This is a genomic window from Dactylosporangium sp. NPDC005572, from assembly GCF_040605515.1.
GTDB lineage: Bacteria > Actinomycetota > Actinomycetes > Mycobacteriales > Micromonosporaceae > Dactylosporangium.
Window position 1 is genome coordinate 70992 of the sequence record NZ_JBEXCY010000025.1, and the last position, 21789, is coordinate 92780.

At 72.5% G+C, this 21789-nt stretch carries 20 protein-coding genes and 1 tRNA gene; 13 read left to right on the forward strand and 8 right to left on the reverse strand.

All coding sequences use genetic code 11. From position 1 onward, the window contains the following. Window positions 1-32 precede the first annotated feature (32 nt). From ABZS66_RS15670 to ABZS66_RS15680, 3 genes are read left to right on the forward strand one after another with little or no spacing between them, the layout of a single operon-like run. Entirely contained in the window at window positions 33-1250 is a 1218-nt protein-coding gene (locus tag ABZS66_RS15670) for a family 1 glycosylhydrolase (protein ID WP_354758012.1), read from the forward strand. Further along, window positions 1247-3502, forward strand: coding sequence for a glycoside hydrolase family 3 C-terminal domain-containing protein (locus ABZS66_RS15675; RefSeq protein ID WP_354758014.1), 2256 nt, complete (start codon window positions 1247-1249; stop codon window positions 3500-3502). Before ABZS66_RS15670 ends, ABZS66_RS15675 begins: the two co-directional genes overlap by 4 nt. Window positions 3503-3536: 34 nt before the next feature. After that, window positions 3537-4457, forward strand: coding sequence for a cyclase family protein (locus ABZS66_RS15680; protein ID WP_354758016.1), 921 nt, complete (start codon window positions 3537-3539; stop codon window positions 4455-4457). Here ABZS66_RS15680 and ABZS66_RS15685 read toward each other — a convergent pair. Beyond that, the gene (locus ABZS66_RS15685; protein ID WP_354758018.1) at window positions 4450-4605 is read right to left on the reverse strand and encodes a zinc-binding dehydrogenase; all 156 of its coding nucleotides are present in this window, start codon (window positions 4603-4605) and stop codon (window positions 4450-4452) included. The genes ABZS66_RS15680 and ABZS66_RS15685 overlap by 8 nt on opposite strands. A 28-nt stretch (window positions 4606-4633) precedes the next feature. Further along, entirely contained in the window at window positions 4634-5524 is an 891-nt protein-coding gene (locus tag ABZS66_RS15690) for a LysR family transcriptional regulator (protein ID WP_354758020.1), read from the reverse strand. Between the two features lie 123 nt (window positions 5525-5647). Here ABZS66_RS15690 and ABZS66_RS15695 point away from each other — a divergent pair, with 123 nt between their 5' ends. From ABZS66_RS15695 to ABZS66_RS15710, 4 genes are all read left to right on the forward strand, one after another. Beyond that, window positions 5648-6490: an LLM class F420-dependent oxidoreductase gene (locus ABZS66_RS15695; RefSeq protein WP_354758022.1), complete on the forward strand. Its 843-nt coding sequence runs from the start codon at window positions 5648-5650 to the stop codon at window positions 6488-6490. Window positions 6491-6522: 32 nt separating this feature from the next. After that, window positions 6523-7191: a formylglycine-generating enzyme family protein gene (locus ABZS66_RS15700; RefSeq protein WP_354758024.1), complete on the forward strand. Its 669-nt coding sequence runs from the start codon at window positions 6523-6525 to the stop codon at window positions 7189-7191. An 83-nt stretch (window positions 7192-7274) separates the two neighbouring features. After that, window positions 7275-8261 (forward strand): hypothetical protein, encoded by a 987-nt coding sequence (locus ABZS66_RS15705; RefSeq protein WP_354758026.1) that lies wholly within the window; start codon window positions 7275-7277, stop codon window positions 8259-8261. 774 nt (window positions 8262-9035) lie between these two features. Beyond that, window positions 9036-9110 (forward strand) — tRNA-OTHER (locus tag ABZS66_RS15710). A 90-nt stretch (window positions 9111-9200) separates the two neighbouring features. Here ABZS66_RS15710 and ABZS66_RS15715 read toward each other — a convergent pair. The 6 genes from ABZS66_RS15715 to ABZS66_RS15740 all read right to left on the reverse strand — a co-directional run bounded on the left by ABZS66_RS15715 (window position 9201) and on the right by ABZS66_RS15740 (window position 15131). After that, a complete protein-coding gene (locus ABZS66_RS15715) occupies window positions 9201-9977 on the reverse strand; it encodes an SDR family oxidoreductase (protein WP_354758028.1) in 777 nt (258 codons plus the stop codon). Between the two features lie 82 nt (window positions 9978-10059). Further along, window positions 10060-11073 (reverse strand): PLP-dependent lyase/thiolase, encoded by a 1014-nt coding sequence (locus tag ABZS66_RS15720; protein ID WP_354758030.1) that lies wholly within the window; start codon window positions 11071-11073, stop codon window positions 10060-10062. Continuing rightward, entirely contained in the window at window positions 11073-12518 is a 1446-nt protein-coding gene (locus ABZS66_RS15725) for a M81 family metallopeptidase (RefSeq protein ID WP_354758032.1), read from the reverse strand. Before ABZS66_RS15725 ends, ABZS66_RS15720 begins: the two co-directional genes overlap by 1 nt. Further along, window positions 12515-13822 carry an aminotransferase class III-fold pyridoxal phosphate-dependent enzyme gene (locus ABZS66_RS15730; RefSeq protein ID WP_354758034.1) on the reverse strand — a complete coding sequence of 436 codons (1308 nt, stop codon included), beginning with the start codon at window positions 13820-13822 and terminating at the stop codon, window positions 12515-12517. Before ABZS66_RS15730 ends, ABZS66_RS15725 begins: the two co-directional genes overlap by 4 nt. Continuing rightward, window positions 13819-14202: a RidA family protein gene (locus ABZS66_RS15735; protein WP_354758036.1), complete on the reverse strand. Its 384-nt coding sequence runs from the start codon at window positions 14200-14202 to the stop codon at window positions 13819-13821. Before ABZS66_RS15735 ends, ABZS66_RS15730 begins: the two co-directional genes overlap by 4 nt. A 137-nt stretch (window positions 14203-14339) precedes the next feature. Beyond that, entirely contained in the window at window positions 14340-15131 is a 792-nt protein-coding gene (locus ABZS66_RS15740; RefSeq protein WP_354758038.1) for an IclR family transcriptional regulator, read from the reverse strand. A gap of 203 nt (window positions 15132-15334) precedes the next feature. Between ABZS66_RS15740 and ABZS66_RS15745 the strand changes: the two genes are divergently transcribed. The 6 genes from ABZS66_RS15745 to ABZS66_RS15770 all read left to right on the forward strand — a co-directional run bounded on the left by ABZS66_RS15745 (window position 15335) and on the right by ABZS66_RS15770 (window position 21721). After that, entirely contained in the window at window positions 15335-16231 is an 897-nt protein-coding gene (locus ABZS66_RS15745; RefSeq protein WP_354758040.1) for a dihydrodipicolinate synthase family protein, read from the forward strand. Continuing rightward, window positions 16228-16986 (forward strand): MBL fold metallo-hydrolase, encoded by a 759-nt coding sequence (locus tag ABZS66_RS15750; RefSeq protein ID WP_354758042.1) that lies wholly within the window; start codon window positions 16228-16230, stop codon window positions 16984-16986. Before ABZS66_RS15745 ends, ABZS66_RS15750 begins: the two co-directional genes overlap by 4 nt. Continuing rightward, on the forward strand, window positions 16983-17735 hold the full coding sequence (locus tag ABZS66_RS15755; protein WP_354758043.1) for an SDR family oxidoreductase: 753 nt from the start codon (window positions 16983-16985) through the stop codon (window positions 17733-17735). Before ABZS66_RS15750 ends, ABZS66_RS15755 begins: the two co-directional genes overlap by 4 nt. Window positions 17736-17748: 13 nt before the next feature. Continuing rightward, window positions 17749-18738 (forward strand): Gfo/Idh/MocA family oxidoreductase, encoded by a 990-nt coding sequence (locus ABZS66_RS15760; protein ID WP_354758045.1) that lies wholly within the window; start codon window positions 17749-17751, stop codon window positions 18736-18738. A 127-nt stretch (window positions 18739-18865) separates the two neighbouring features. After that, the gene (locus ABZS66_RS15765) at window positions 18866-20029 is read left to right on the forward strand and encodes a sialidase family protein (protein ID WP_354758047.1); all 1164 of its coding nucleotides are present in this window, start codon (window positions 18866-18868) and stop codon (window positions 20027-20029) included. Between the two features lie 93 nt (window positions 20030-20122). Continuing rightward, window positions 20123-21721, forward strand: a complete 1599-nt coding sequence (locus tag ABZS66_RS15770; protein ID WP_354758049.1) for an ABC transporter substrate-binding protein — start codon at window positions 20123-20125, stop codon at window positions 21719-21721. Window positions 21722-21789 lie beyond the last annotated feature (68 nt).

The window sequence follows — 21789 nt, forward strand, 5'->3', positions numbered from 1 at the left end:
GGCGGCGGGCCGCTCCGGCAGATCGGAGCCACGTGCACCGCGACTTTCCCGCCGGCTTCCTGTGGGGTGCCGCCACCTCCGCACATCAGGTCGAGGGTGGCAACGTCAACAACGACTGGTGGGACTTCGAACACGCCCCCGCCTCTGCCGCCCGGGAGTCGTCCGGCGACGGCATCGACCACTTCCACCGCTACGCCGAGGACTTCACGCTCCTGCGGCAGCTCGGGCACAACGCCCATCGGCTGTCGCTGGAGTGGTCCCGGATCGAACCGGCGCCCGGCGAGTTCAGCCGGGCTGCCGTCGCGCACTATCGGCGGGTCCTCACCGCCCTCGCCGGCACCGGCATGACCGCCTTCGTCACCCTGCACCACTTCACGCTGCCCCGCTGGTTCGCGGCCCGCGGTGGCTGGCTCGGCCCGGACGCCGTGCACCTGTTCGCCCGCTACTGCCGGCACGTCGCCGCCGAGCTCGGCGAGCTGATGCCGTTCGTCTGCACCATCAACGAGCCCCAGATGGTCGCTCTGCACGGCTACCTCGAGGGGTACCACCCGCCCGGAACCACCAACCCGGTGCTGTGGAAGCGAGTGGGCCGGACCCTCCTCGACGCCCACCACGCCGCGGTCGCCGCCGTCCGGGCCGCATCGCCCGGCGCGCAGACGGGCCTGGCCGTGCAGCTGCCGCTGCTCGCGCCCATCCGCGACGACCCGGCCTGCCACGCATTCCACCGCACCATGCGCCACGAGATCGTCGACCTGTACCTCGACGGGCTCACCGGACCCGACCGTGGCGACTGGCTCGGCGTGCAGTACTACCGCAAACAATGGGTCGATCCGGCCTCCCCGACCCTCTTCGCCGACCCGCCACCCGGCACACCCACGACCCAGATGGGCTGGGCCGTCCACCCCGACGGCCTACGCGAGGTGCTGCATCGTGCCGCGGCGACCGGCCTGCCGCTCTACGTCACGGAGAACGGCATCGCCACCGAGGACGACACCGAACGCCTCGCCTACCTCGACGGGCACCTCACGGCCACCGCCCAGGCGATCCGCGAAGGTGCCGACGTCCGCGGCTACCTGCACTGGTCCGCGTTCGACAACTTCGAATGGAGCGAGGGTTACCGCCCCAAGTTCGGCCTCATCGCCGTCAGCGACGACCACACGCGGGTCGTCAAACCCTCCGCCCACGCCCTCGCCCGCGTCGCCGCCACCGGCCGGCTCGACGCCATCCATCACGGGAGCCACACATCGTGAGAAGCCCGACGGACCTGCTCGCCGAGCTCACCCTGGAGGAGAAGGCGTCGCTGTGCCTGGGTTCCAGCGTCTGGCAAACAGCACCGGTACCTCGCCTCGGGGTACCAGCGGTCATGGTCGCCGACGGCCCGCACGGGATGCGCCGCCAGCCCGACGCCGACCACGCCGGCATCTCCGGCAGCCTGCCCGCCACCTGCTTCCCGACCGCGAGCGCACTGGGCTCCTCCTGGAACCCGGACCTGGTCCGGCGCGTCGGCGCCGCGATCGGCGCGGAGGCCCGCGCGCAGGGCGTCGCCGTCGTGCTCGGGCCGGGCATCAACATCAAACGATCACCACTGTGCGGCCGGAACTTCGAGTACTTCTCCGAGGACCCGCTGCTGTCCGGCGTGCTCGGCGCCGCCCACGTCAGCGGCATCCAGAGCCAGGGCGTCGGCGCGTCGGTGAAGCACTTCGCGGTCAACAACCAGGAGACCGACCGGCTGCGGGTCAGCGCCGACGTCGACGAGCGCACCATGCGCGAGATCTATCTACCGGCCTTCGAGCGGGTGGTGACCGAGGCCGGACCGTGGACGGTGATGTGCGCCTACAACCGGATCAACGGGGTGCACGCGTCGCAGCACCATTGGCTGCTCACCGACGTCCTGCGCGGCGAATGGGGATTCGACGGGCTCGTCGTGTCCGACTGGGGCGCTGTACACGACCGCATCGCCGCGCTCCGCGCCGGGCTCGACCTGGAGATGCCGCCCAGGCTCGGGGTCAGCGACCGAGCCATTGTGACCGCCGTCCGCGACGGTGAACTCGACGAGGCTGTCCTCGACCGGGCCGTGCTGCGGGTGCTCAACCTCGTCGCACGGGCGGCGGACCCCGTCGCGGCGACGTTCGACGCCGACTCGCACCACCGGCTGGCCCGCGCCGCCGCCGCCGAGTGCGCCGTGCTGCTCAAGAACGACCACACGATGCTGCCACTGCAGCCGGCGGCCGGCCAGACCATCGCCGTGATCGGTGAGCTCGCCCGCACCCCACGCTTCCAGGGCGCGGGCAGCTCCCAGGTCAACCCGACCCGCGTCGAGGTGGCCCTGGACGAGATCCGCGCGGCCGCATCGCCGGGCGTCGAGGTGGCCTTCGCCGCCGGCTACGACCTCAGCAACACGGCCCGCGATGACGGCCTTGCCGCCGAGGCGGCCGAGCTGGCCCGTCGAGCCGACACGGTCGTCGTCTTCCTCGGCCTGCCGGCCGCCGACGAATCGGAAGGCCTCGACCGCACCCACGTCGACCTGCCGGCCGGCCAGACCGGCCTGCTGGCGCAGCTCGCCCAGGCCAACCCGAACATCGTCGTGGTCCTCGTCAACGGGTCCGTCGTGCGACTGGACGGCTGGCAGCAGCACAGCCGGGCGATCCTGGAATGCTGGCTGTCCGGCCAGGCCGCCGGCGGCGCCGTAGCCGACCTGCTCTTCGGCATCGCCAACCCGTCCGGACGGCTCGCCGAGACCATCCCCCTGCGCCTGGAGGACACCCCGTCGTACCTGAACTTCCCCGGCGAGGCGGGACACGTCCGCTACGGCGAGGGCGTCTTCGTCGGCTACCGCGGCTACGACGCCGTCGGCCGCGACGTGAGCTACCCGTTCGGCCACGGCCTGTCCTACACCACGTTCGCGTACTCGGACCTGCACACCGCCGTCACCGGCGACGCCTCGATCACCGTCAGCTGCACGGTCCGCAACACCGGCCACCGGGCCGGCCACGAGGTGGTCCAGCTGTACGTCGGCGACCCCCAGGCCCAGGTCGCCCGACCCGTCCGCGAACTGAAAGGCTTCGCGAAGGTCTACCTCGAGTCCGGGGCGTCCCGGACGCTGACGTTCCACCTCAGTAGGCGCGATCTGTCCTACTGGGCACGCAGCGGATGGGTGCTCGAAGGCGGCACGTTCGAGCTCGCGATCGGCGCGTCCTCCCGCGACCTACGCCTGACCGCCGGCGTCGAGGTCGCCGGCCCACTGCCGGCGCGGCCGCTCGACGGCATGGCCACCCTGCAGGAATGGCTGGCCGATCCGGACGGCTCCGCCGCCGTACGCGCGGCGATCGGCGTCGACGCCGACGGGCGACCGCAGGGCATCCTCGGCGACGACGAACTGCTGACCGTGATCGGGAACTTCCCGATCAGCAGCCTCGCCGTGTTCCCCGGCACCGGCATCACCAACGCCGTGGTCGACGACCTCGTCCGCCGGTTCGGAGCAGGTCATGCGGTCCACGGGTGACCGCGAGGCCCGTCCGCGGCCACCCTATGACGAATTGCGCGGCCGTCCCGGATACCCGGACCGCAGCAGCTGGGGCCTGTGGGGCGACACCGACCAGGTTGGCGCGTTCAACGACGTCACCCCGGAGGACGTCGCGGACGCCGCGCGGCTCGTCACCGACGGGGCCGTCTTCGCGCTCAACTGGGATCAGCGCCTGCCCGACCCCGCCCTGTACACCCGCGGCACCCTCACCCGCACCGTGATCGACCACGGCGGCGCCCTGGACGACTATTACGACGACTTCTGGCCGCAACAGTCGAGCCAGTGGGACGGTCTGGCCCATATCCGCCACCCCCGGCACGGCTTCTACGGCGGACGCGAAGCCCACGAACTACGCGGACCCGACGCCCGCAACGGCATCGAGCACTGGGCCCGCCGCGGCATCGCGGCCCGGTTCGTGCTCGCCGACGTCGACCGCTGGCGGGCGTCGACCGGCCGCCCGCTCCACCCCGACCGCGGCGAAGGCGTCCCCGCCACCGACGTCATCGCCACGCTGGAGGCCCAGGCCGTTGAACTACGCCCAGGCGCCGTCCTGCTCCTGCGGTTCGGCTGGATCACCTGGTACGAGCAGCTCGACCAGCCAGCACGAGATGCTGTCGCCGACCCGGCCGGCGGCTGGACCGCGAGCGGGCTGCGCGCCGACACCCACATGCTGCGTTGGCTCTGGGACAGCGGGGTCGTCGCGGTGGCCGCCGACAACCCCGCAGTCGAGGCCGTCCCCGCCGGGCCGGGCGACCGCAGCCTGCACACCGACCTGCTCACCCTGCTCGGGGTCGCCCTCGGCGAGCTGTGGTACCTCGACCGCCTCGCCGCCCACTGCGCCGCCACCGGGCGGTACACCGGCCTGCTGGCCTCCGCGCCCATGCACCTGGCGGGCGGTGTCGGCTCGCCGGCGAACGCACTCGCACTCATGTAGCGACGTCGAGCACGAGCTTTCCGGTGGTCCCGCCGGACTCGATGCGGCGGTGCGCCTCCGCGGCGCGGTCCAGCGGCAGCGACGCGACCTCGACGCACTGTTCAACCTCAACTGATCCGATCGAGCCAACAGCCGGGAGGAGCTCCACGCTCTTCCCGGCCCCGATTCAGTGTTCGTCAGGCTGCCGTGCAGAGACAACACGCGTCGATGAAGGCTCGCACCGCCTCGCGGTCGTCTCCGGTGCGCCAGACGACGGCAAGCTCACTGGGAGGCAGACCGGTGACCGGTCGACAGGTGAGGTTTGCCCGCTGGTAGATCTCGGCGTTGCCGGCGGACAGGAGGACGACGCCGATTCCAGACGTGACCGCTTCGAAGGCTTCCTCGGCGGTTTCGGCGGTCGCGGCGATGCGCGCCGGTGTGCGGCGATGATCGTTGCCGAGCCAGAACTCGCGGAGCGCGCCGGCCGCGACGGGAAGGGCGATGAAAGGCTCATCGGCGAGATCGTCGAAGTGGACGACGGGACGCTCGGCCAGCCGGTGACTGGACGGCAGCGCGACCCATCGATCCTCCGTGGTGATGACCTTGTGAGCGAGGTTGCCGCCGGTTGGGACGGGCAGCCAGGCGATGGCGACGTCGACGTCGTTGCCGGCGAGTCCCACAGTCGGGTCGGCCCAGGTGACCTGGCGGAACTGGAGTCGCCAACCGGGAAGCAGCCGCTCCATCGTGGCGGTGACGGCCGGGATCAGTCCCCGGCCGATGCTCGTCTGGAAACCGACCGTGAGCGTCGTGTTGTCGGCCGCCGCGGCGTGCAGCACCGCACGCTGTGCGCTCTCCCACTGCTCGATGATCTGCCGGGCGTGCGGGAGGAGGGCTGTGCCGGCGGCGGTGAGGGTGACCGTCCGCCGGTCCCGTTCGAAGAGCGCGGCCCGGAAGGAGAGCTCCAGTTGGCGGATCTGTTTGCTCAGCGTCGGCTGCGAGACGAAGAGCCGGTCGCTCGCGGCTCGGGTGAAGCTGAGTTCCTCTGCGACAGCGACGAAGTAGCGCAGGTCCCGGACGTGAACATCCATAGCCAAAGGCTATAACTCCAGCTCTTGGACAGGGGGCGCGGGAGATCCCACGATTGGTCACATGGTCGTACCTCGGCGCCGCACGTCGTCGCCGCCGGAAGCTGATGGGGGGGGGTGGCGCTGGTGGAACTGGGCGTCAATGGGCTGAACGCCAAGGCCACGCTGGGCGCTGCGGAGACGGTCCGGCTGGCCCGGCTGGCGGAGGAACTGGGCTACCGGTCGTGGTGGGCCGGTGAGCACGTCGTGCTGCCCAGCCCGCGGGTACCGGCCGCGCCGATGGAGCCGACAGATCCGATCCTCGACCCGCTGGTGCATCTGGCCTACGTCGCGGCCGTCACCGAACGGCTGGAGCTCGGCACCGGGATCGTCATCCTGCCGCAGCGCAATCCGCTGGTGCTCGCCAAGCAGGTCGCGAGCCTCGACGTGCTCAGTGGCGGCCGGCTGATTCTGGGCGTCGGAGCCGGATACCTGGAACCGGAGATGACCGCCGTCGGAGTGCCCTTCTCGGAGCGTGGCCGGCGCACCGACGAGTACCTGGACGCGATGCGGGCGCTGTGGACCCAGCCTGCACCGTCCTACCAGGGCCGGTACGTGGCCTTCGACCGTATCGACGCTCACCCGCGGCCGGTCCACAAGGACGGACCGCGAATCGTGATCGGTGGTCACAGCCCCGCCGCTTTCCGGCGAGCGGTCACCCGCGGCCACGGTTGGTTCGGCAACGGAGACAACCCGGACGACCTCGCCCGGCATCTTGCCGGGCTGCGGAGGGCGGCCGCCGAGGTCGAACGCCCGGAGCGGCTGGGCAGACTGCAGATCAGTTTCATGCAGCTCTCCCCGGTGGACCGCGACACCGCCCGGCGGTACGCGGACCTCGGCGTTGACCGGCTCGTGGTCTACCCGCTTCCGCTGGAGCACCCAGCGGAGGTCGCCGCGTTTCTCGAACGTCACGCTGATCTGCCGCAATGACGTCGTCCGTGGATCGGTAGGATCGCCTACCCATGGACGCGAGCACCGGAATCCCGATGATCACGGTCCCGTCGGGGCAGGTGACCCTGTCGGACCGGCGGACGCAGCAGCGCTGGTCCGTTGAGCTCGCGCCCTACCAACTCGCCGTGTTCCCGATCACCCAGGCGCAGTACGCGGAGACCACCGGCCGGCGGCCGAGCACGGCCCATGGGGATCAGCTACCCGTCGAGGGCGTCTCCTGGTGGGACGCGGTCCGGTTCTGCAACGCCCTGTCCCACCACGACGGCCTCGCACCCGCCTACCACCTGCACGCCGACAGCATCACATGGGACGCCTCCGCCGACGGGTACCGGCTGCCGACCGAAGCCGAGTGGGAGCACGCCTGCCGCGCGGGCACGACCGGCCCGCACTACGGGCCGCTCGACGAGATCGCGTGGTACCGCGGCAACTCGCAGGAGCGAATCCACGACGTGGGCGGCAAGCGGCCCAACCCCTGGGGCCTGCACGACATGCTCGGCAACGTCTGGGACTGGTGCTGGGACATCTACGACGCCGAGGTCTACGGCACCTACCGAGTGCTCCGTGGCGGCGGCTGGTTCGACGAACCCTGGAGCTGCCGGGCCTCCGTGCGCCGCCGCAGCCACCCGAACCTCCAACTCGACGACGTCGGATTCCGCATCGCACGCTCCATCCCGCGCTGATCGCCCGCATGGTCGGCAACGGTCCGGAACCCACAGCGTACGAGCGGACAGAACACGTCACCGGAGAAGGAGCTCGACCTCTCGTGCACGCACGAATGACGAGTTACGGCAGGCTGACGCGGCGGCTGGCCCGTTCCTGCGCGCTCGCGGCAGTCGTCGGGTGCGCGCTGCTCTTGCAGGGCTGCTTCATCGCGTCATCGTTGCGGTCCGAGGTGTTCGTCCAGGACATCGAGTGGCTCGCCGACGGTTCCCGCTACTTCATTCGGGAGCAGGGATTCGACGCCCATCCGGAAGTGTGGCAGATGAAGGAGGACGGCGGCAGCAGGAAGATCCTGGCCGAGGTCCCCGACGCGTGCGACGTGGGTCGCGGAAACATCGAGTTCCTGACCACCCTCGCCACGGGCCAGCTGGCGGTCGGTGTGGAGTGCAACGACGGCCGGATCGTGGTCTATGCGTTCAACGCTGCCACCAAGCGGCTCTCTCGCATCATCGCCTTCGACAACGCGCGGCGGGTTGCGTTTGGCGCGCATCCGGATGACGGATATGTCATGCACGGCGACTTCCCGTGCTTCAGGGTCATGCCCTTCCAGGGTGGTGTGATCGTCGACTCCGACCTGTCGGTGCGTTCACCCGTAGGAACCTGGTTCCTGCGAGACGGTTACAACGGGACGCGAAATTGTCCTTCGACCGGTGATGTGGGCGATCCTGTGTGGAGCCGGCGTGGCGGCTTCGTGTCGTTCCTGCTCACCTCATCGCCGATCACGGCAGGCCGGTCAGCCGAGGCATCCTACGGTTACGCCTGGAACGTTGCCTTGGCCCGTGAGCAGAGCTCCACCCTTGAGCTGGTCGGCCCCGACATCGAAGACGCCGCCGCGCTGGCGGTGTCCCCCGACGGCACACAGATCGCAGTAGGGACCCGATACGGGATGGTTCTGGTCGACGTCAAGACCGGGGCGGCGAGACACCTCGTTGACTCGGTCCGCGTATTCGACGTCGCATACTCGCCGGACGGCAAGCAGATCGCCTACATCGACACCGAGAAGACGGTACAGACCATCCACATCGACTAATCTCGGCCCCCCCCGAGCGCCGAGCGGACCTGGAGGTGCATCACAGACGGCGATCTGAAGCTCGGCGAGCGTTCACAAGAATCATGGCCGGAGCAGGCGCTCGGCGGGTCGGCGTGGAACGGCCGAGCTGTGGGAGGCGGTGATTCCTACGGGGAGTCACCTGGCGCCACGCCGACCCTCACCACATGTACCGCCACCGGCGCCGGGTGGGGAAGCCGCGGACGCGGGAGTCTCTGCATGCCGCACACGAATCACCGACCGGCCATGCCACGGCTCCGGACGGCCCACCCGTTCCGGGTAGGGCGCCGGCGGGCGGGTCTACAACACCCCGCAACCCTGCCCGCCGGCTGTGGTGGCACCCGCGGTGCGCCACCACGAACACCGGGCGGGCGGTGCAGGAAACGCGGTAAGCCCGGCCCGGTGCAACGTGGCTACCCGCACGTGCATCTGTAAACCAGGACGGGTGGAGTATGGCCGAACGGCCCACCCCATTCCGGGAGCGGGTTCACCAATCCGATTCGTGCCGGGACCCGAATCCCTGCCGTCACACCCTCCGACGGAAGGACCTCCCATGACCCGACGCACGCGCCGCTGGCTGCTCGCCGCGCTCACCGCGGCGACGACCACCGCACTGCTGTGGCTGCCGGCTGCGGCGCAGGCCGGCATCACCGCAACCGCGGTCGACTAGGGCACAACGGCACGACGGAGGTGGGCGGCGCGCCGTCCGCGGAAATGGCGAGACACCTTCGCGATCCGCTGTTAGCGTGACCGCGCGGGTGCCCGGTGCGTAGGTGCCGGTTACTTCGATCTCTTCAATCGGAGGCGCGGGTTCGAATCCCGCAAGGCCCGTGAGGGCCGATGGTGTAGTGGAAGCACGAAACGTTCCGACGCCGCCTCGACCTCGGGCACCCGCAACCGCGTGCTCCGCGGCGTCCTTCGTCAGTGGGCGGTGAAGCCGCCGTCGACGGGGAGGGTCACGCCCGTGATGTAGGCGCCCGCGTCGGAGACCAGCAGCAGCAGGGCACCCGTCACGTCGGATTCGGTGGCCAGGCGGCCCAGGGGTGTGCGGGCACAGTAGCGCTCCACGAACGACGCCGGCTGGGTGCCGTCGGCCAGGCCGCCCGGGGCCAGGCAGTTGACCCGGATACCGTGCGGGCCCAGCTGCACGGCCAGGTGACGGGTCACGCCGATCATGCCCGCCTTGTCGTACGCGTAGAACAGCGGCATCGTCATGGAGGTCCCGGTGTACAGGTCGAAGTCGGGGCCCGTGATGCCGTAGATGGAGCCGATGTTCACGATCGCGCCGCCGGTGCCGCGCTCGATCATCGCCGCCGCCACCGTCTGCGTCACCAGGAACAGGCCGCGGGAGTTGGCCGCCGACGTCGCGTCCCAGTCGGCGGCCGACGTGGTGAACAGATCGCCGCCCTGGCGGTGCACGGCGTTGTTGACCAGGATGTCGACGCCGGAGTCCAGGCGGCCCGGAAGGCCCGCGATCGACGCCGGATCCGACAGGTCCAGCGCAACGCCCGACGCCGCGAGGCCGGACGCGCGCAGCGTCGCGGCCGCGGCCTCGGCGCGGGCGGGGGAGCGGGACGTGATGACGACGTGGGCGCCCGCCTCGGCGAGGGTGCGGGCGATCGGCGTGCCGTACAGGCCGGTGCCGCCGGTGACGACCGCCGTCCGGCCGGTGAGCGAGAACGCGTCGAAGACGGTCATGCGTCCTCCGCTTCGCTCCGGCCGCATGTCTTCCAACCTGAGCCGATGATGACCGGCCTCCTCCGCTTCGCTCCGGAACCGGTCATGCGAGCAGCTCCGCGAGGCCGGCGGTCCACCGCGGCGGCGGTCCGGGTTCGGTCAGGGCGTGCAGGGCGCCGGCGTCCTTCCACCCGGCGCCCGTGGCGATGAGCACGGCCCGCGACCCGGCCGGCAACCGGCCGGACGAGGCGTCGGCGAGCAGCCCGGCCAGGGCGGTGGCCCCGGCCGGTTCGACGAAGATGCCGGCCCGGACCATCCGGGCGTGCGCGGCGGCGACCTCCGCGTCGGTGACCTCGGTGAGGTGGCCGCCGGATCCGGTGACGGCCGCGGGAACGTCGTCGTCGAACAGCGTGGCCACCTGCAGGCCGGAGATGCCGGTGGTGCTCGGCGAGGTCAGGACGCCCGGCCCGCCGGCGAGCGCGTCCCGGACCGTCGGGCAGCCGCTGGGCTGGACGGCCACGAGCCGGGGCACGGCACCGCCGACATCCTTGTATCCGCGCCACAGCGAGGCGTACAGCCCGCCCCCGCCGATGGGCGCGTACACATGGGTGGGCGAGGCCTGCGCGGCCAGCTCGTACGCGATCGTCCGGGCTCCCGTCATGATCTCCGGCGCGTACCGGCCCCCGGTCAGGAACGCCAGGTACCCCTGCCGCGCGGCGACGTCACGCACCTCGGACGCCAGCGCGAGCGTGGTCCGCGGGTCGTGCCCGAGGCCGTCGACGAGGTAGACCTCCGCCCCGGCCGCGCGGATCTGCACCAGCTTCTCCGGCGGCGTGGTGGCCAGGGCGAGCAGGATCACCCGGACCCCGGCCCGAGCCCCGTAGGCGGCGACGGCCGCCCCGCCGTTGCCCGAGGACGTGCCGACGATGCCGCGCAGCGCCCGCTCCCGGACCAGCGAGACGGCCACCGCCGCCACCCGGTCCTTGAACGACCCGGTCGGGTTGAGATGCTCGCACTTGACCTGCACGGTGACGCCGGACAGGCCGGACAGGCCGGGGACGTCGAGGACGTCGGTGATGTCGAGCAGCGGCGTGTCACCCTCGCCCAGGCTCGCCATCAGGCCACCACCCGCGACGGGGTGGTGGACCGCGGCAGCGACGCGACGTCGACCGGGCACACCCCGGGCGTGGCGACCTCGATGGCGAGGGCCACGTCGGGGAACGCCGACCGCCAGGCGACCGCGCCCTTGGCGACGATGACGGCGACCGAGGCGGGGTCGATGCCGACGGACGTCAGATGCTCCCGATGGAACGGCGGGGTCGCGCGCTCGGTGACGACGACCCGCACGCCCCGCTGCCGCAGCACCGCGGTCGTGCCCATGCTGAACGACTGCCCGGTCATCCACGACCCCGCGGTGGTGTAACCGCCGTCGGTCACGGCGAGGATCTCGGCGTGCAGTTGCACGGGTGTACCGTGCCGGGCGTCCGCCTTCGCCCCGACCGCGGCGAGGATGCTCGCCCCGGTGCCGAGCGCCGCCGCCCGGCGGGCCACCTCGGCGTCGGCGATCACGACGACGGCGTCCGGCGCGTCGGCGGCGATCAGCGCCGCCAGCAGCGCGGTCCCGTCCCCGGGGCTGCCGCCCCCGATGTTGTCGGCGACGTCGGCGAGCACGACCGGCCGGACACCGGCGGCGAGGGCTTCCCGCACCGCGGCCTCCACGCCCGGCCGCTGCAGGGCAAACTCCTCAGCGTGTACCTCGATGTCGCCGGCGATCTCGTTGGCGACCCGGCGGGCGGCATCGGCCTGATCCGCGCCGGCGACGACGAGCACACCGATGCCGGCCCGGTCGACGTCGCTGTACGCGAAGCCGGGCGTGAGGCAGACCCGGGCCAGCCCGGCCCGGGCGACCCGGGCCCGCGCCCGCTCGATCAGCCCCCGCATCGGCTCGGCGTCGGTGGACTGCGCGAGCGGACAGGTCAGCAGCGGCACCCTGGCCAGCACGGTGGTCAGCGGATGCCCGCCGATCGCCTCCGCCAGCAGGGTCGCCGCCTCGTGCCCGCGCTCGAACATGTCGACGTGCGGGTACGTGTCGTAGGCGAGCACGATGTCGCAGGCGCCCACGAACGCCGGCGACGGGTTGGCGTGCAGGTCGAGCACCGCGGCGATCGGCACGCCGCCGACGATCGCGCGGACCCGCCGCAGCAGTGCGGCCTCGACGTCCGGTGTCCCGGCCGCGACCATCGCCCCGTGCAGGTTGAGCAGCACCCCGTCGAACGGGGCGGCCGCTGTCAGCGCCGCGGTGAGGCGGTCGAGCAGGGTGGCCAGGGTCTCGGCGGGCGCGGGACCGGACGGCCAGGCGCCGGCCGAGTAGACCGGCACCGCGTCGAGTCCTGGCGCGGCCAGGAACCCGCTGATGACCGACCGGTCGCCGTCGTGGTGGCGGCGGACGTCGTCGCCGGCGACGAGCTCGAACGCCTCGAACGCGGCGAGGTCGGCCGGGTTGGGACCGTACGTGTTCGTCTCGTGCCACATCCCCAGCACCGCGACCCGGGGCAGCGTCATGGCCGCGACTCCGCCACGTGCGCGGCGAGGGCGCGGTCGAAGCGGTCCAGGGTGTCGGTGAGCTCGGCGGGGCCGTGGGCGGCCGAGACGTACCAGATCCCCCGCGCGGCGACCCAGATGCCGTGCGCGGCGAGGGTGCGGCTGACCCGGGTGTACCGCGCGAGGTCCAGCGACTGCAGCGAGGCGTGGTCGACCACGTCGGTCGGCGGGGCGCCCTCGGCGCGGAACGAGACGTGGAACGCGGCCGGCAGGCCCTGGACGTGCAGCGGCACGCCGTGGCGCTCGCCGATGCCGCGCAGGCCGGTCATGAGCGCGGTGCCGTGCTCCTCGACGGAGCGGTACGGCTGGGTCTCCCGCAGTACGTCCATCGTCGCCGAGACCGCGGCGGCGGCCATGACCGAGGCGTTGAAGGTGCCGGAGTGGTTGACCTTCCCGGTGCCGAACAGCTCCAGCAGCTCGCGGCGCCCGGCGACGGCCGCGACGGGCCAGCCGCCGGCGACGGCCTTGCCGTAGATGGCGAGGTCGGGGGTGACGCCGAAGCGCTGGGCGGCGCCGCCGAAGGCGAGCCGGAAGCCGGTGACGACCTCGTCGAAGATGAGCACGGCGCCGTGGGCGGTGCACAGCTCGCGCAGGCGGGCCAGGAACCCGGGGCGCGGCGCGATCGCCCCGCTGTTGCACATCATCGGCTCGAGGATGACCGCGGCGATCTCGCCCGGGTGCTCCTCGAAGGACCGCTGGACGGCGTCGGCGTCGTTGAACGGGGCGACGACCCAGTCGGCGATGTACTGCGGCGGCTGTCCGGCGGAGCCGGGGCGGTGCCCGTCCGGGCCGTGGGCCATGAGGACGGTGTCGAGCCAGCCGTGGTACTGCCCGGCGAACCCGATCACCTTCCGCCGCCCGGTCGCGGCGCGGGCCAGGCGCAGCGCGGCGTGCACGGCCTCGGTGCCGGAGACGCCGAGGCGGGCCATGTCGGCCCAGCCGACCGCGGCGAGCAGCTTCTCGACCGCCTCGACCTCCAGGGCGTGCTGGGCGCCGAAGACCATCCCGCGCCCGACGGCGGCGGTAACCGCGCCGTTGACCTGCGGGTGGGCGTGGCCGAGGAACGCGGGGCCCTGGCCGAGCAGGTAGTCGACGTACTCGTTGCCGTCGACGTCCCACAGGCGCGGGCCGCTGCCCCGGGCGAAGAAGGTCCGGGCGGTGGCGAGCCGCACGTTGGAGCTCACGCCGCCGGGGAGCACCGCGGCGGCCCGGGCGGCGAGGTCGGCGGCGGCGGTGCCGGAGCGGACGGCCTGGTCGGCGGTCATCGGGTGGTGTCCTCGTCCGCGGGCGGGATCCACAGCACGGCGTCGACCTCGATGTCGAAGCCGGGCAGCGCGACCGGGACGGTGGTGCGGGCCGGGTGCGGCGCGCTGAGGCGCCGCTGGCAGGCCGCGTTCCACTCGGCGAAGTGGTCCAGCGTGCTCAGGTAGCAGCCGATCCGGACGGCGTGGGCCAGCGAGGTGCCCGCCTCGGCGGCGAGGGCGGCGATGTTGTCGAAGACGGTCTCGGCCTGGTCGCGGAAGGCGGGGCCGGCCTGGCTGCCGTCTGGGCGGAACGGGCCCTGCCCGGAGACGAACAGCAGGTCGCCCACGCGCACGGCGGGGCTGTAGGGGCCGGCCGCCGGACCGATGGCAGGACTTGTCACGGGCGTTGGGTACCGCACGAAGACCACCGTTTCACTAGCTGCAATTGATGTTCCGTTTCGACACCCTAATCATCGCGGTGCGGGAGCCGTCAACCCCCGCGCGGCGATAAATGATCACAACGGAACCCGCGGGGCGGTCAGTGCGGCACGTCCTGGGCCGCGTCCACCAGCGGCCCCATGTGCTTCTTGAGCAGGTGCGCGACCCGCTGGGCGTCCTCCGAGGCGAACCGCGACGCGGGCGCGGACAGGCTCAGCGCCGCCGGGACCGCGAGGCCGTCGACGGGCACGGCCACGCACCGCCCGTCGGGCTGGTTCTCGCAGTCGTCGATGCCCCAGCCCCGCTCCACGGTGAGCTTGACCTCGCCCAGGAACCCGTCCACGGTGGTGATGGTGTCGGCGGTGAACTGGGGCATCCCGGCCTGCTCGAGGATGGTGCGCAGCCGGCTCTCGGGGATCTGGCCGGCCATGACCTTGCCGGTGGCGGTCGAGTGCAGGCACGCCCGCTCCCCGCGGCTGGCCGCCAGCCGCACCCGCCGCTCGCTCTCGACCACCTCGACGTGGACGACCTCGATGCCGTCGAGCACGGCGAAGTTCATCGTCTCCTCGAACCGGTCACGCAGCTTGACCAGGTGCGGAAGCACCGCGTCGCGCAGGGCCGCGCGGTAGTCGAAGCGCTGCGGCCGGAACGCCAGGCCCAGCCGGTACGAGCCGTCCTCGGCGTCGCGCTCCACGTAGCTGCGGGCCTCCAGCGCCGACAGGTACCGCAGCGCGGAGCTCTTCGGCAGCGACACCGCCTCGGCGATCGCGGCGAGCGACAGCCCGGTCGCGGGGTGTTGCTGCAGGGCGTCCAGCACGTCGCACACCCGGTCCACGGCGCGGATGTTGTACCCCGCCGTGCCGCCCTGACCTGCGGCGTCGTCTTCTCGCATCGTTCCTGGCCTCCGTTCGACAGTCCGCTGTCGTCGCGCTGCCCAGTGTGTTCCAACCCTGTTACGAGGATTGACATGATCCACGCGGACGACTAGAAGGTATACCACGTGCTAAAACGAGAGTTTCATTTCTATCTCTGCGAGCATACCGACTCGCGGTCACCCGCGGGACGGCCCACTCAGCCGATGCAAGGGAGCCCGATGTGACAGAGGTCGTCCCGCCGCTGATCACCCCCCTCACCGACCGGGGCACGGTCGACCGGCCGTCGCTGTCGCGCCTCGTCCGGCACGTCGTGTCCGAAGGGGCCGACGGCGTGCTGGTGCTGGGCTCCACCGGCGAGGGCGGGCACCTGCTCCCCGACGAGCAGGAGGCCGTCGTGGCCACCGCCGCCGAGGCCACCGACCGCGAGGTCATGGCCGGCGTCGCGGCGCTCAACACCCGCCAGGCCGCCCAGCTCGCCGCCCGCTTCGCCGCCGCCGGCGCGCGCAGCCTGCTCGTGCCACCGCCGTCGATGTTTCCACTCTCTCAGACCGAGCTCGCCCGGCACTTCGCGGCCGTCGCCGAGGCCGGCGGTCTGCCCACGATCGCCTACCACGTCCCGTCGCGGGTCCCGACCCCGGTCGGCGCCGCCCTGCTCGCCGAGCTGGTCGCCAAGGGCGTCCTGGCCGGCGTCAAGGACAGCTCCGGCGACCTCGGCGGCCACCGCGCCGCCGTCCTGGCCACCGGGCGATCGCCCGCGGTACGCCTGCTGACCGGATCCGAGACCTGCATCGACGCCGCCCTGCAGATCGGCTTCACCGGCGCCGTGCCCGGTTTGTCCAACGTCTTCACCTCGCTGCACCGGGCCCTGGCCGACGCCGCGGACGCCGGCGACTGGCCCGCGGCCCGGGACGTGCAGGACCGGCTGACGCAGCTGCACCGCATCTACGAGGGCCCACACGGCGACGGCTCATTCACCGCCGGCGCGATCGGCGCGCTCAAGGCGGCCCTGGTCGAGCTCGGCGTGATCGAGACCGCGACGATGAGCGAGCCGTTCACCTCGCCCGGCGAGGAGGCCCGCCGCCACGTCCGCGACGTCCTGCGCGAGGACCGGCAGTGACAGGTCCGTGGCCGGCCCCGGTCCGGCTCACGCCCCGGGTCACCCTGGTCGGCAGCGGCACGCTCGGCTTCGGGCTCACCGACGCGCACGACTCGCACGTGTACCTCGTCGACGGCGGCACCGACGCCGTGCTCGTCGACGCCGGCTGCGGCCTGGCCGCGGACCGGATCGCCGCGAACGTGCGGGCCTGCCTCGGCGCCGGCCCGGTGTCGCGGATCCTGCTCACCCACGCGCACGCCGACCACGCCGGCGGCGCCGCCGACCTCGCCCGGCTGCTCGGCGCCACCGTCATGGCGCTGCCGCCGGCCGCGGCGATCGTCGCGGCCGGCGACGAGGACGCCTCGGGCCTGCGCACCGCGCGGCGGGCCGGGGTCTACCCGCCCGGGCTGCGCCCGGAGCCGGTGCCGGTGCAGCCGCTCGAAGTGGACGAGCTGGCCGTCGGCGCGCTCACGCTCGGGATCCACCCGACGCCCGGCCACGCCGCCGGCCACTGCTGCTTCAGCCTCCGCGACGCCGGGTCGCACGCCCTGTTCAGCGGCGACCTGGTGTTCGCCCGCGGCCGGGTCGCGGTCCTCGCCACGCCCGACACCGACCTGCCGGCGCTGGGCCGGAGCCTGCGGGCCGTGGCGGCGCTGCAGCCGGACGTCCTGCTGCCCGGGCACGGCGCGCCGGTACTGCGGGAGGCCCATACACACCTGCGGACCGCGGTCGACCACCTCGACCGTGGTGCGCTCCCGCCGGGGCTGCTCCCATGACCGCGCGGCGCCCCCTGGCGGACAGGGTCGCCGTGGTGACCGGCGGCGCGACCGGGATCGGGGCCGGGATCGTGCAGCGGCTCGCCGACGACGGCGCCGAGGTCGTCCTCTGCGCGTTGAGCACCGCCGAGGGTGAGGCCGCCGCCGCCCGGCTGGCCGGCCCCGGGCGCACGATCGTCGCGGCCGGGGCGGACCTGGCCACCGCGGCCGGGTGCCGGGCGCTCGTCGACGCCGCCGTGCGCCACCGCGGCCGGATCGACATCCTCGTGAACAACGCCGGCGTCACCGGGCCCGCGGCCGCGGCCCCGTTCGGCGAGTACGACGACGCGCGCCTCGACGCCGTCGTCGACGTCAACCTCAAGGCGCCCTTCCGGCTGGCCCGCGACGCGCTGCCGTACATGCCCCCCGGCTCGGTCATCGTCAACGTCACCAGCGTCGCCGCCTACGCCGCGCAGGCCGACGCCTCCGCGTACGTCGCGGCCAAGGCCGGGCTGGCCGGGCTGACCCGGGCCCTCGGCTTCGAACTGGCCGGGCACGGCATCCGGGCCGTCCACGTCGCGCCCGGCGACATCCTGGTCCGCCCCGACGGCCCCGCGCCCGGCACCGGCCCCTTCGACCGGGCCACCCCGCTGGGCCGGCGAGGCGTTCCGGCCGACATCGCCGCCGCCGTCGCCTGGCTGTGCACCCCCGAGGCGTCCTTCGTGACCGGGACGGGGCTGGTCGTCGACGGCGGATGGACGAGCTACTGATGAGGACAAGACGATGCTGGTCGGCGTGAGCGGGCTCGGGTCCATCGGGCTGCAGCACATCACCGCGTTCGCCAAGGTGCCGGGGGTCCGGCTGGTCGCGTTCGACCCCGACCCGGGGCGGCGGGCCGCGGCGGCCGCGCACCCGGCCGTCGGCCGGACGACCGGCGAGTTCGGCGAGCTGCTGGAGGCGGGGCCGGACGCGCTCGTGATCGCCGGCCCGGACCAGGTCCACCCGGCGCAGATGCGGGCCGCGGCCGACCGGAGACTCCCGCTGCTGGTGGAGAAGCCGGTCGCGGCGACCCTGGACGAGGCGCGGACGGCGGCCGCCGGAGTCGCGGCGACGGGGACGCCGGCGCTGGTGGGGTACGTGCTGCGGCACCGGCTCGTCGTGCAACGCACCCGGGCGGTGCTGGCCGGCGGGGAGATCGGCGAGCCGGTGGCCGTGCACGTCATGCTCGGCGCCTACGGCACCATCGAGGCGGCCGTGTCCCGCTTCGCGACGAAGGAACCCGACCGGCTGTACCGCGACTACTCCCACGAGTGGGACTACCTGCGCTGGTGCTTCGGCCCGATCGTCCGGGCGTTCGCGGCGGCGCGGACCGTCACGTCCGTGCCGCACGTGGAGCGACCCAACTGCGTCGACGGCCTGCTGGAGTTCGCCTCCGGCCTGCGCGCCACGTTCCACCTCGACTATCTGGAGCCGATCGGCACCCGCACCGTGCAGGTCCTCGGCACCGGCGGCACGCTGCTGGCCGACTTCGGCCGCGGCACGCTCGAGGTCCGCGCCCGGGCGCAGGGCCGCGACCGGGTGGTCCGGCACGAGCTGCCCGAGCCGCCGGCCGAGGCACTGGCCCGGCAGGCCGCACACCTGGTCGCCGTCGCCCGCGGCGAGGCCGAGCCGCTGGTGACCCTCGACGACGGGGTCGCCGCGCTCGCCGCGTCCGAGGCCGTCCGCCGCGCGGCCACGGCCGGGGCCTGGCAGGACCTGCCGTCGCTGAAATGAAACGGTCATGCCGACAGTGTTTCGGGGAGATAGACCAGGCCTCCGAATCTTGACCGAGGCAGTTCCACCGTCTACATTCCCGAGAAATAGAACGCGCGATTCACTAGATGAAACGCTGGAGGTTCGGGTGACGCACTACCGCACCGGCACGGACGCCGCCTTCGAGATCGCCGAGGCGGGCGTCGTCGTCGACGCCGTCCCCGCGATGTTCCCCGGGCTCACCCGCATCGGCGGCGAGCTGGTGGCGTCGTTCTCCACCGTCCCGGACGGCTGGCCCGGCGGCACCGTCGGCGTGGTCCGCTCCGGCGACGAGGGCCGCACCTGGTCCGCGCCGCAGATCGTGGCGACCCCCGGCGAGGGGCTCGACGCGGTGCTCAACGCGGTCGCCCTCACCACGCTGCGCGACGGGACGCTGCTGCTGCCCTACAACGGCGTGAAGTGGACCCCGGGCCGGGGCGTCGCCGGCCGGGTCATCTCCGTCCACCTGCTGCGCTCCGCCGACGGCGGCCGCACCTGGACCGGCGGCGAGCGCCTCGACCTCGACTTCCACAGCCCCGCCGTCTACGGCGAGATCGTCGAGCTGGCCGACGGCCGCCTGCTGTGGCCGGTCTGGGGCCAGCGCACGAGCGGGGAGCGGTGGTCCTCGGCGGTGCTGGTCTCCGCCGACGCCGGGCGGACCTGGACGGTCGGCCCGACGATCGCCTTCGACCCCGACGCCCGGCTCGCCGGGCCGTACGCCTCCCCGGAGATCGACGGCCTGAGCGCCGACGGCGACCCGGATCCTTCGGTCACCAACGACCCCGCGTTCCGCCCGCACAGCCCGATCGACGGGTTCAACGAGACCACGGTGCTCGACCTTCAGGACGGGCACCTGCTGGCGGTCCTGCGACAGCAGGGCATCGGCGGCGACACGACGATGCGGCTCTTCCGCGCCGAGTCGGCCGACGCCGGGCAGACGTGGAGCCCATACGAGCCGATGGGCTTCACCGGCATGTCCCCACTGCTGCACCGGGCGGAGGACGGCAGCCTGCTGCTCGCGACCCGCCGGTGCGCGCCCGAAGGCGGCCCCGACGCCCCCGGCGTCGAGGTCCGCCGCAGCCACGACGGGGGCCGGTCGTTCTCCGGCCCGCTCCCGCTGGCCGACCCGCACGGGTACCGGTACACCGCCGAGTACCAGTGCGGCTACCCCGCCATGGCGAACCTGCCGGGCGGCGAAGTCCTGGTCACCTTCTACAGCTTCGCACCGCAACACGGGCGCTTCGTCGCGTGGAACAAGCTGCGGCTGCTGTAACGGGGCCTACCCGATCCAGCCGCTCCGCGCCCGCCGTGACCTGTGATTTTCCTGTTCTTGTGGCTGATACTGACCCCTGGAAGGCTCATGATCATGCGACGACACACCCGGGCCTTACTCGCCGGCCTGGCCGTGCTCGCCCTGGCCCTCGCCGGCTGCTCCGGCGGTAGCGGCGAAGGCAGCACCGGCGGCAGCCGCGACGCGACCGTCCAGCTCTACCAGGCCCCGCGCGGGTTCAACCCGCTGCTGGCCTCGATCGGGCCGGACCACCTGATGGAACAACTGCACTGGGACTCGCTCGTCTCGGCCGCCGCGGACAACACCTACGGCCCGCGGCTGGCCGAGAAGTGGGACGTGAGCGAGGACGGCAAGACCTGGACGTTCCACCTCGTCAAGGACGTCAAGTGGAGCGACGGGACACCGTTCACCGCCCGTGACGTCGTGTTCACGTACAACCTCTACGCCAACGCCAAGAGCGGCAGCGGCTACGCCGGCAAGTTCGCCACCGTCAACGGCGCCGCGGCGCTCAAGTCCGGCGCCGCGACCAGCGTGGCCGGCTTCCAGGCCCCGGACGACAACACCTTCGTCATCAAGCTCGACCAGCCCAACGTCGCGTTCCTCGACGAGCTCGTCCAGCCGATCATGTTCATCCTGCCGGAGCACATCGTCGGCAAGTTCCCGATCGAGGGGCTGACCGACAACCCGTTCTTCCGCAACCCGACGGTCGGCCTCGGCCCCTACGTCTTCTCCCGCTGGGTCACGGCGGACCAGGTCGAGTTCAAGGCCAATCCGCAGTACCGCAAGAAGCTCGGCCTGGACCGCGTCTTCGCGCAGTACCTCACCACCGACGCGGCCATGGCCCAGATGCAGACCGGCAAGCTCGACTACGCCCAGGTCGCGGCGCCCGACGCGAAGCGGATCGAGGGCCTCAAGGGCGTCACGGTGCAGCGCGCCGAGGGCCCGGGCATCTTCGCCCTGCACACCGCGCACGACTCCGGCAAGCTCGCCAACCCGCTGGTCCGCCAGGCGATCATGTACGCGATCGACCGCGACGCGCTGGTCAAGCAGGTCCTCAACGGCGAGGGCACGGTCGTCGACACGCTGGTGCACGGCCCGGCGTGGGCGGTGCCGAGCGGCCTGACCCACTACGGCTACGACCCGGCAAAGGCCAAGCAGCTGCTGGCCCAGGCCGGCTGGAACGCCGGGACCGAGGTGCGCATCGAGCTCACGCCCGGCCAGCGCGACCGCGACACGGCCGCCACCATCATCGCCGCACAGCTCAAAGAGGTCGGGATCAACGCCAAGGTGCAGAACTACCAGGCGGCGGACCTGTCCAAGGCGATCGGCAAGCGCGACTTCGACCTGCTCATCTCGTCCTACGGCCTGTTCACCATCGACCCGGCGTCGATGAACGCCCGGCTGTCGTGCGCCGCGGTCGGCGGTACCAACATCTCCGCCTACTGCAACAAGCAGCTCGACGAGCTGCTGGCCAAGGGCATCGCGACCCGGGACCAGAACCAGCGGCAGCAGATCTACGCCGACGCCCAGAAGATCGTCAACGAGCAGATGCCGATCCTCACGATGTACGTGCCGAACACGATCGCGGCGACCAGCGACCGGCTCAAGGGCTTCAAGCTCAACCCGTCGGTGGTGGACGCGTTCTGGAACGCCGCGGACTGGTCGGTGAGCTGACCCGGTCCCTGGACTGGCCGCCGAACTGCGGCTGCACGACGTGCGGGTCCTCGTCCTGGAGCAGGAAA

Bases quoted from the DNA above. Each gene is read 5' to 3' on its own strand.
- ABZS66_RS15690 (WP_354758020.1), bottom strand. From the start codon at position 5,524: ATGGATGTTCACGTCCGGGACCTGCGCTACTTCGTCGCTGTCGCAGAG.
- ABZS66_RS15700 (WP_354758024.1), top strand. From the start codon at position 6,523: ATGGACGCGAGCACCGGAATCCCGATGATCACGGTCCCGTCGGGGCAG.
- ABZS66_RS15715 (WP_354758028.1), bottom strand. From the start codon at position 9,977: ATGACCGTCTTCGACGCGTTCTCGCTCACCGGCCGGACGGCGGTCGTC.
- ABZS66_RS15720 (WP_354758030.1), bottom strand. From the start codon at position 11,073: ATGGCGAGCCTGGGCGAGGGTGACACGCCGCTGCTCGACATCACCGAC.
- ABZS66_RS15725 (WP_354758032.1), bottom strand. From the start codon at position 12,518: ATGACGCTGCCCCGGGTCGCGGTGCTGGGGATGTGGCACGAGACGAAC.
- ABZS66_RS15730 (WP_354758034.1), bottom strand. From the start codon at position 13,822: ATGACCGCCGACCAGGCCGTCCGCTCCGGCACCGCCGCCGCCGACCTC.
- ABZS66_RS15740 (WP_354758038.1), bottom strand. From the start codon at position 15,131: ATGCGAGAAGACGACGCCGCAGGTCAGGGCGGCACGGCGGGGTACAAC.
- ABZS66_RS15755 (WP_354758043.1), top strand. From the start codon at position 16,983: ATGACCGCGCGGCGCCCCCTGGCGGACAGGGTCGCCGTGGTGACCGGC.
- ABZS66_RS15760 (WP_354758045.1), top strand. From the start codon at position 17,749: ATGCTGGTCGGCGTGAGCGGGCTCGGGTCCATCGGGCTGCAGCACATC.
- ABZS66_RS15770 (WP_354758049.1), top strand. From the start codon at position 20,123: ATGCGACGACACACCCGGGCCTTACTCGCCGGCCTGGCCGTGCTCGCC.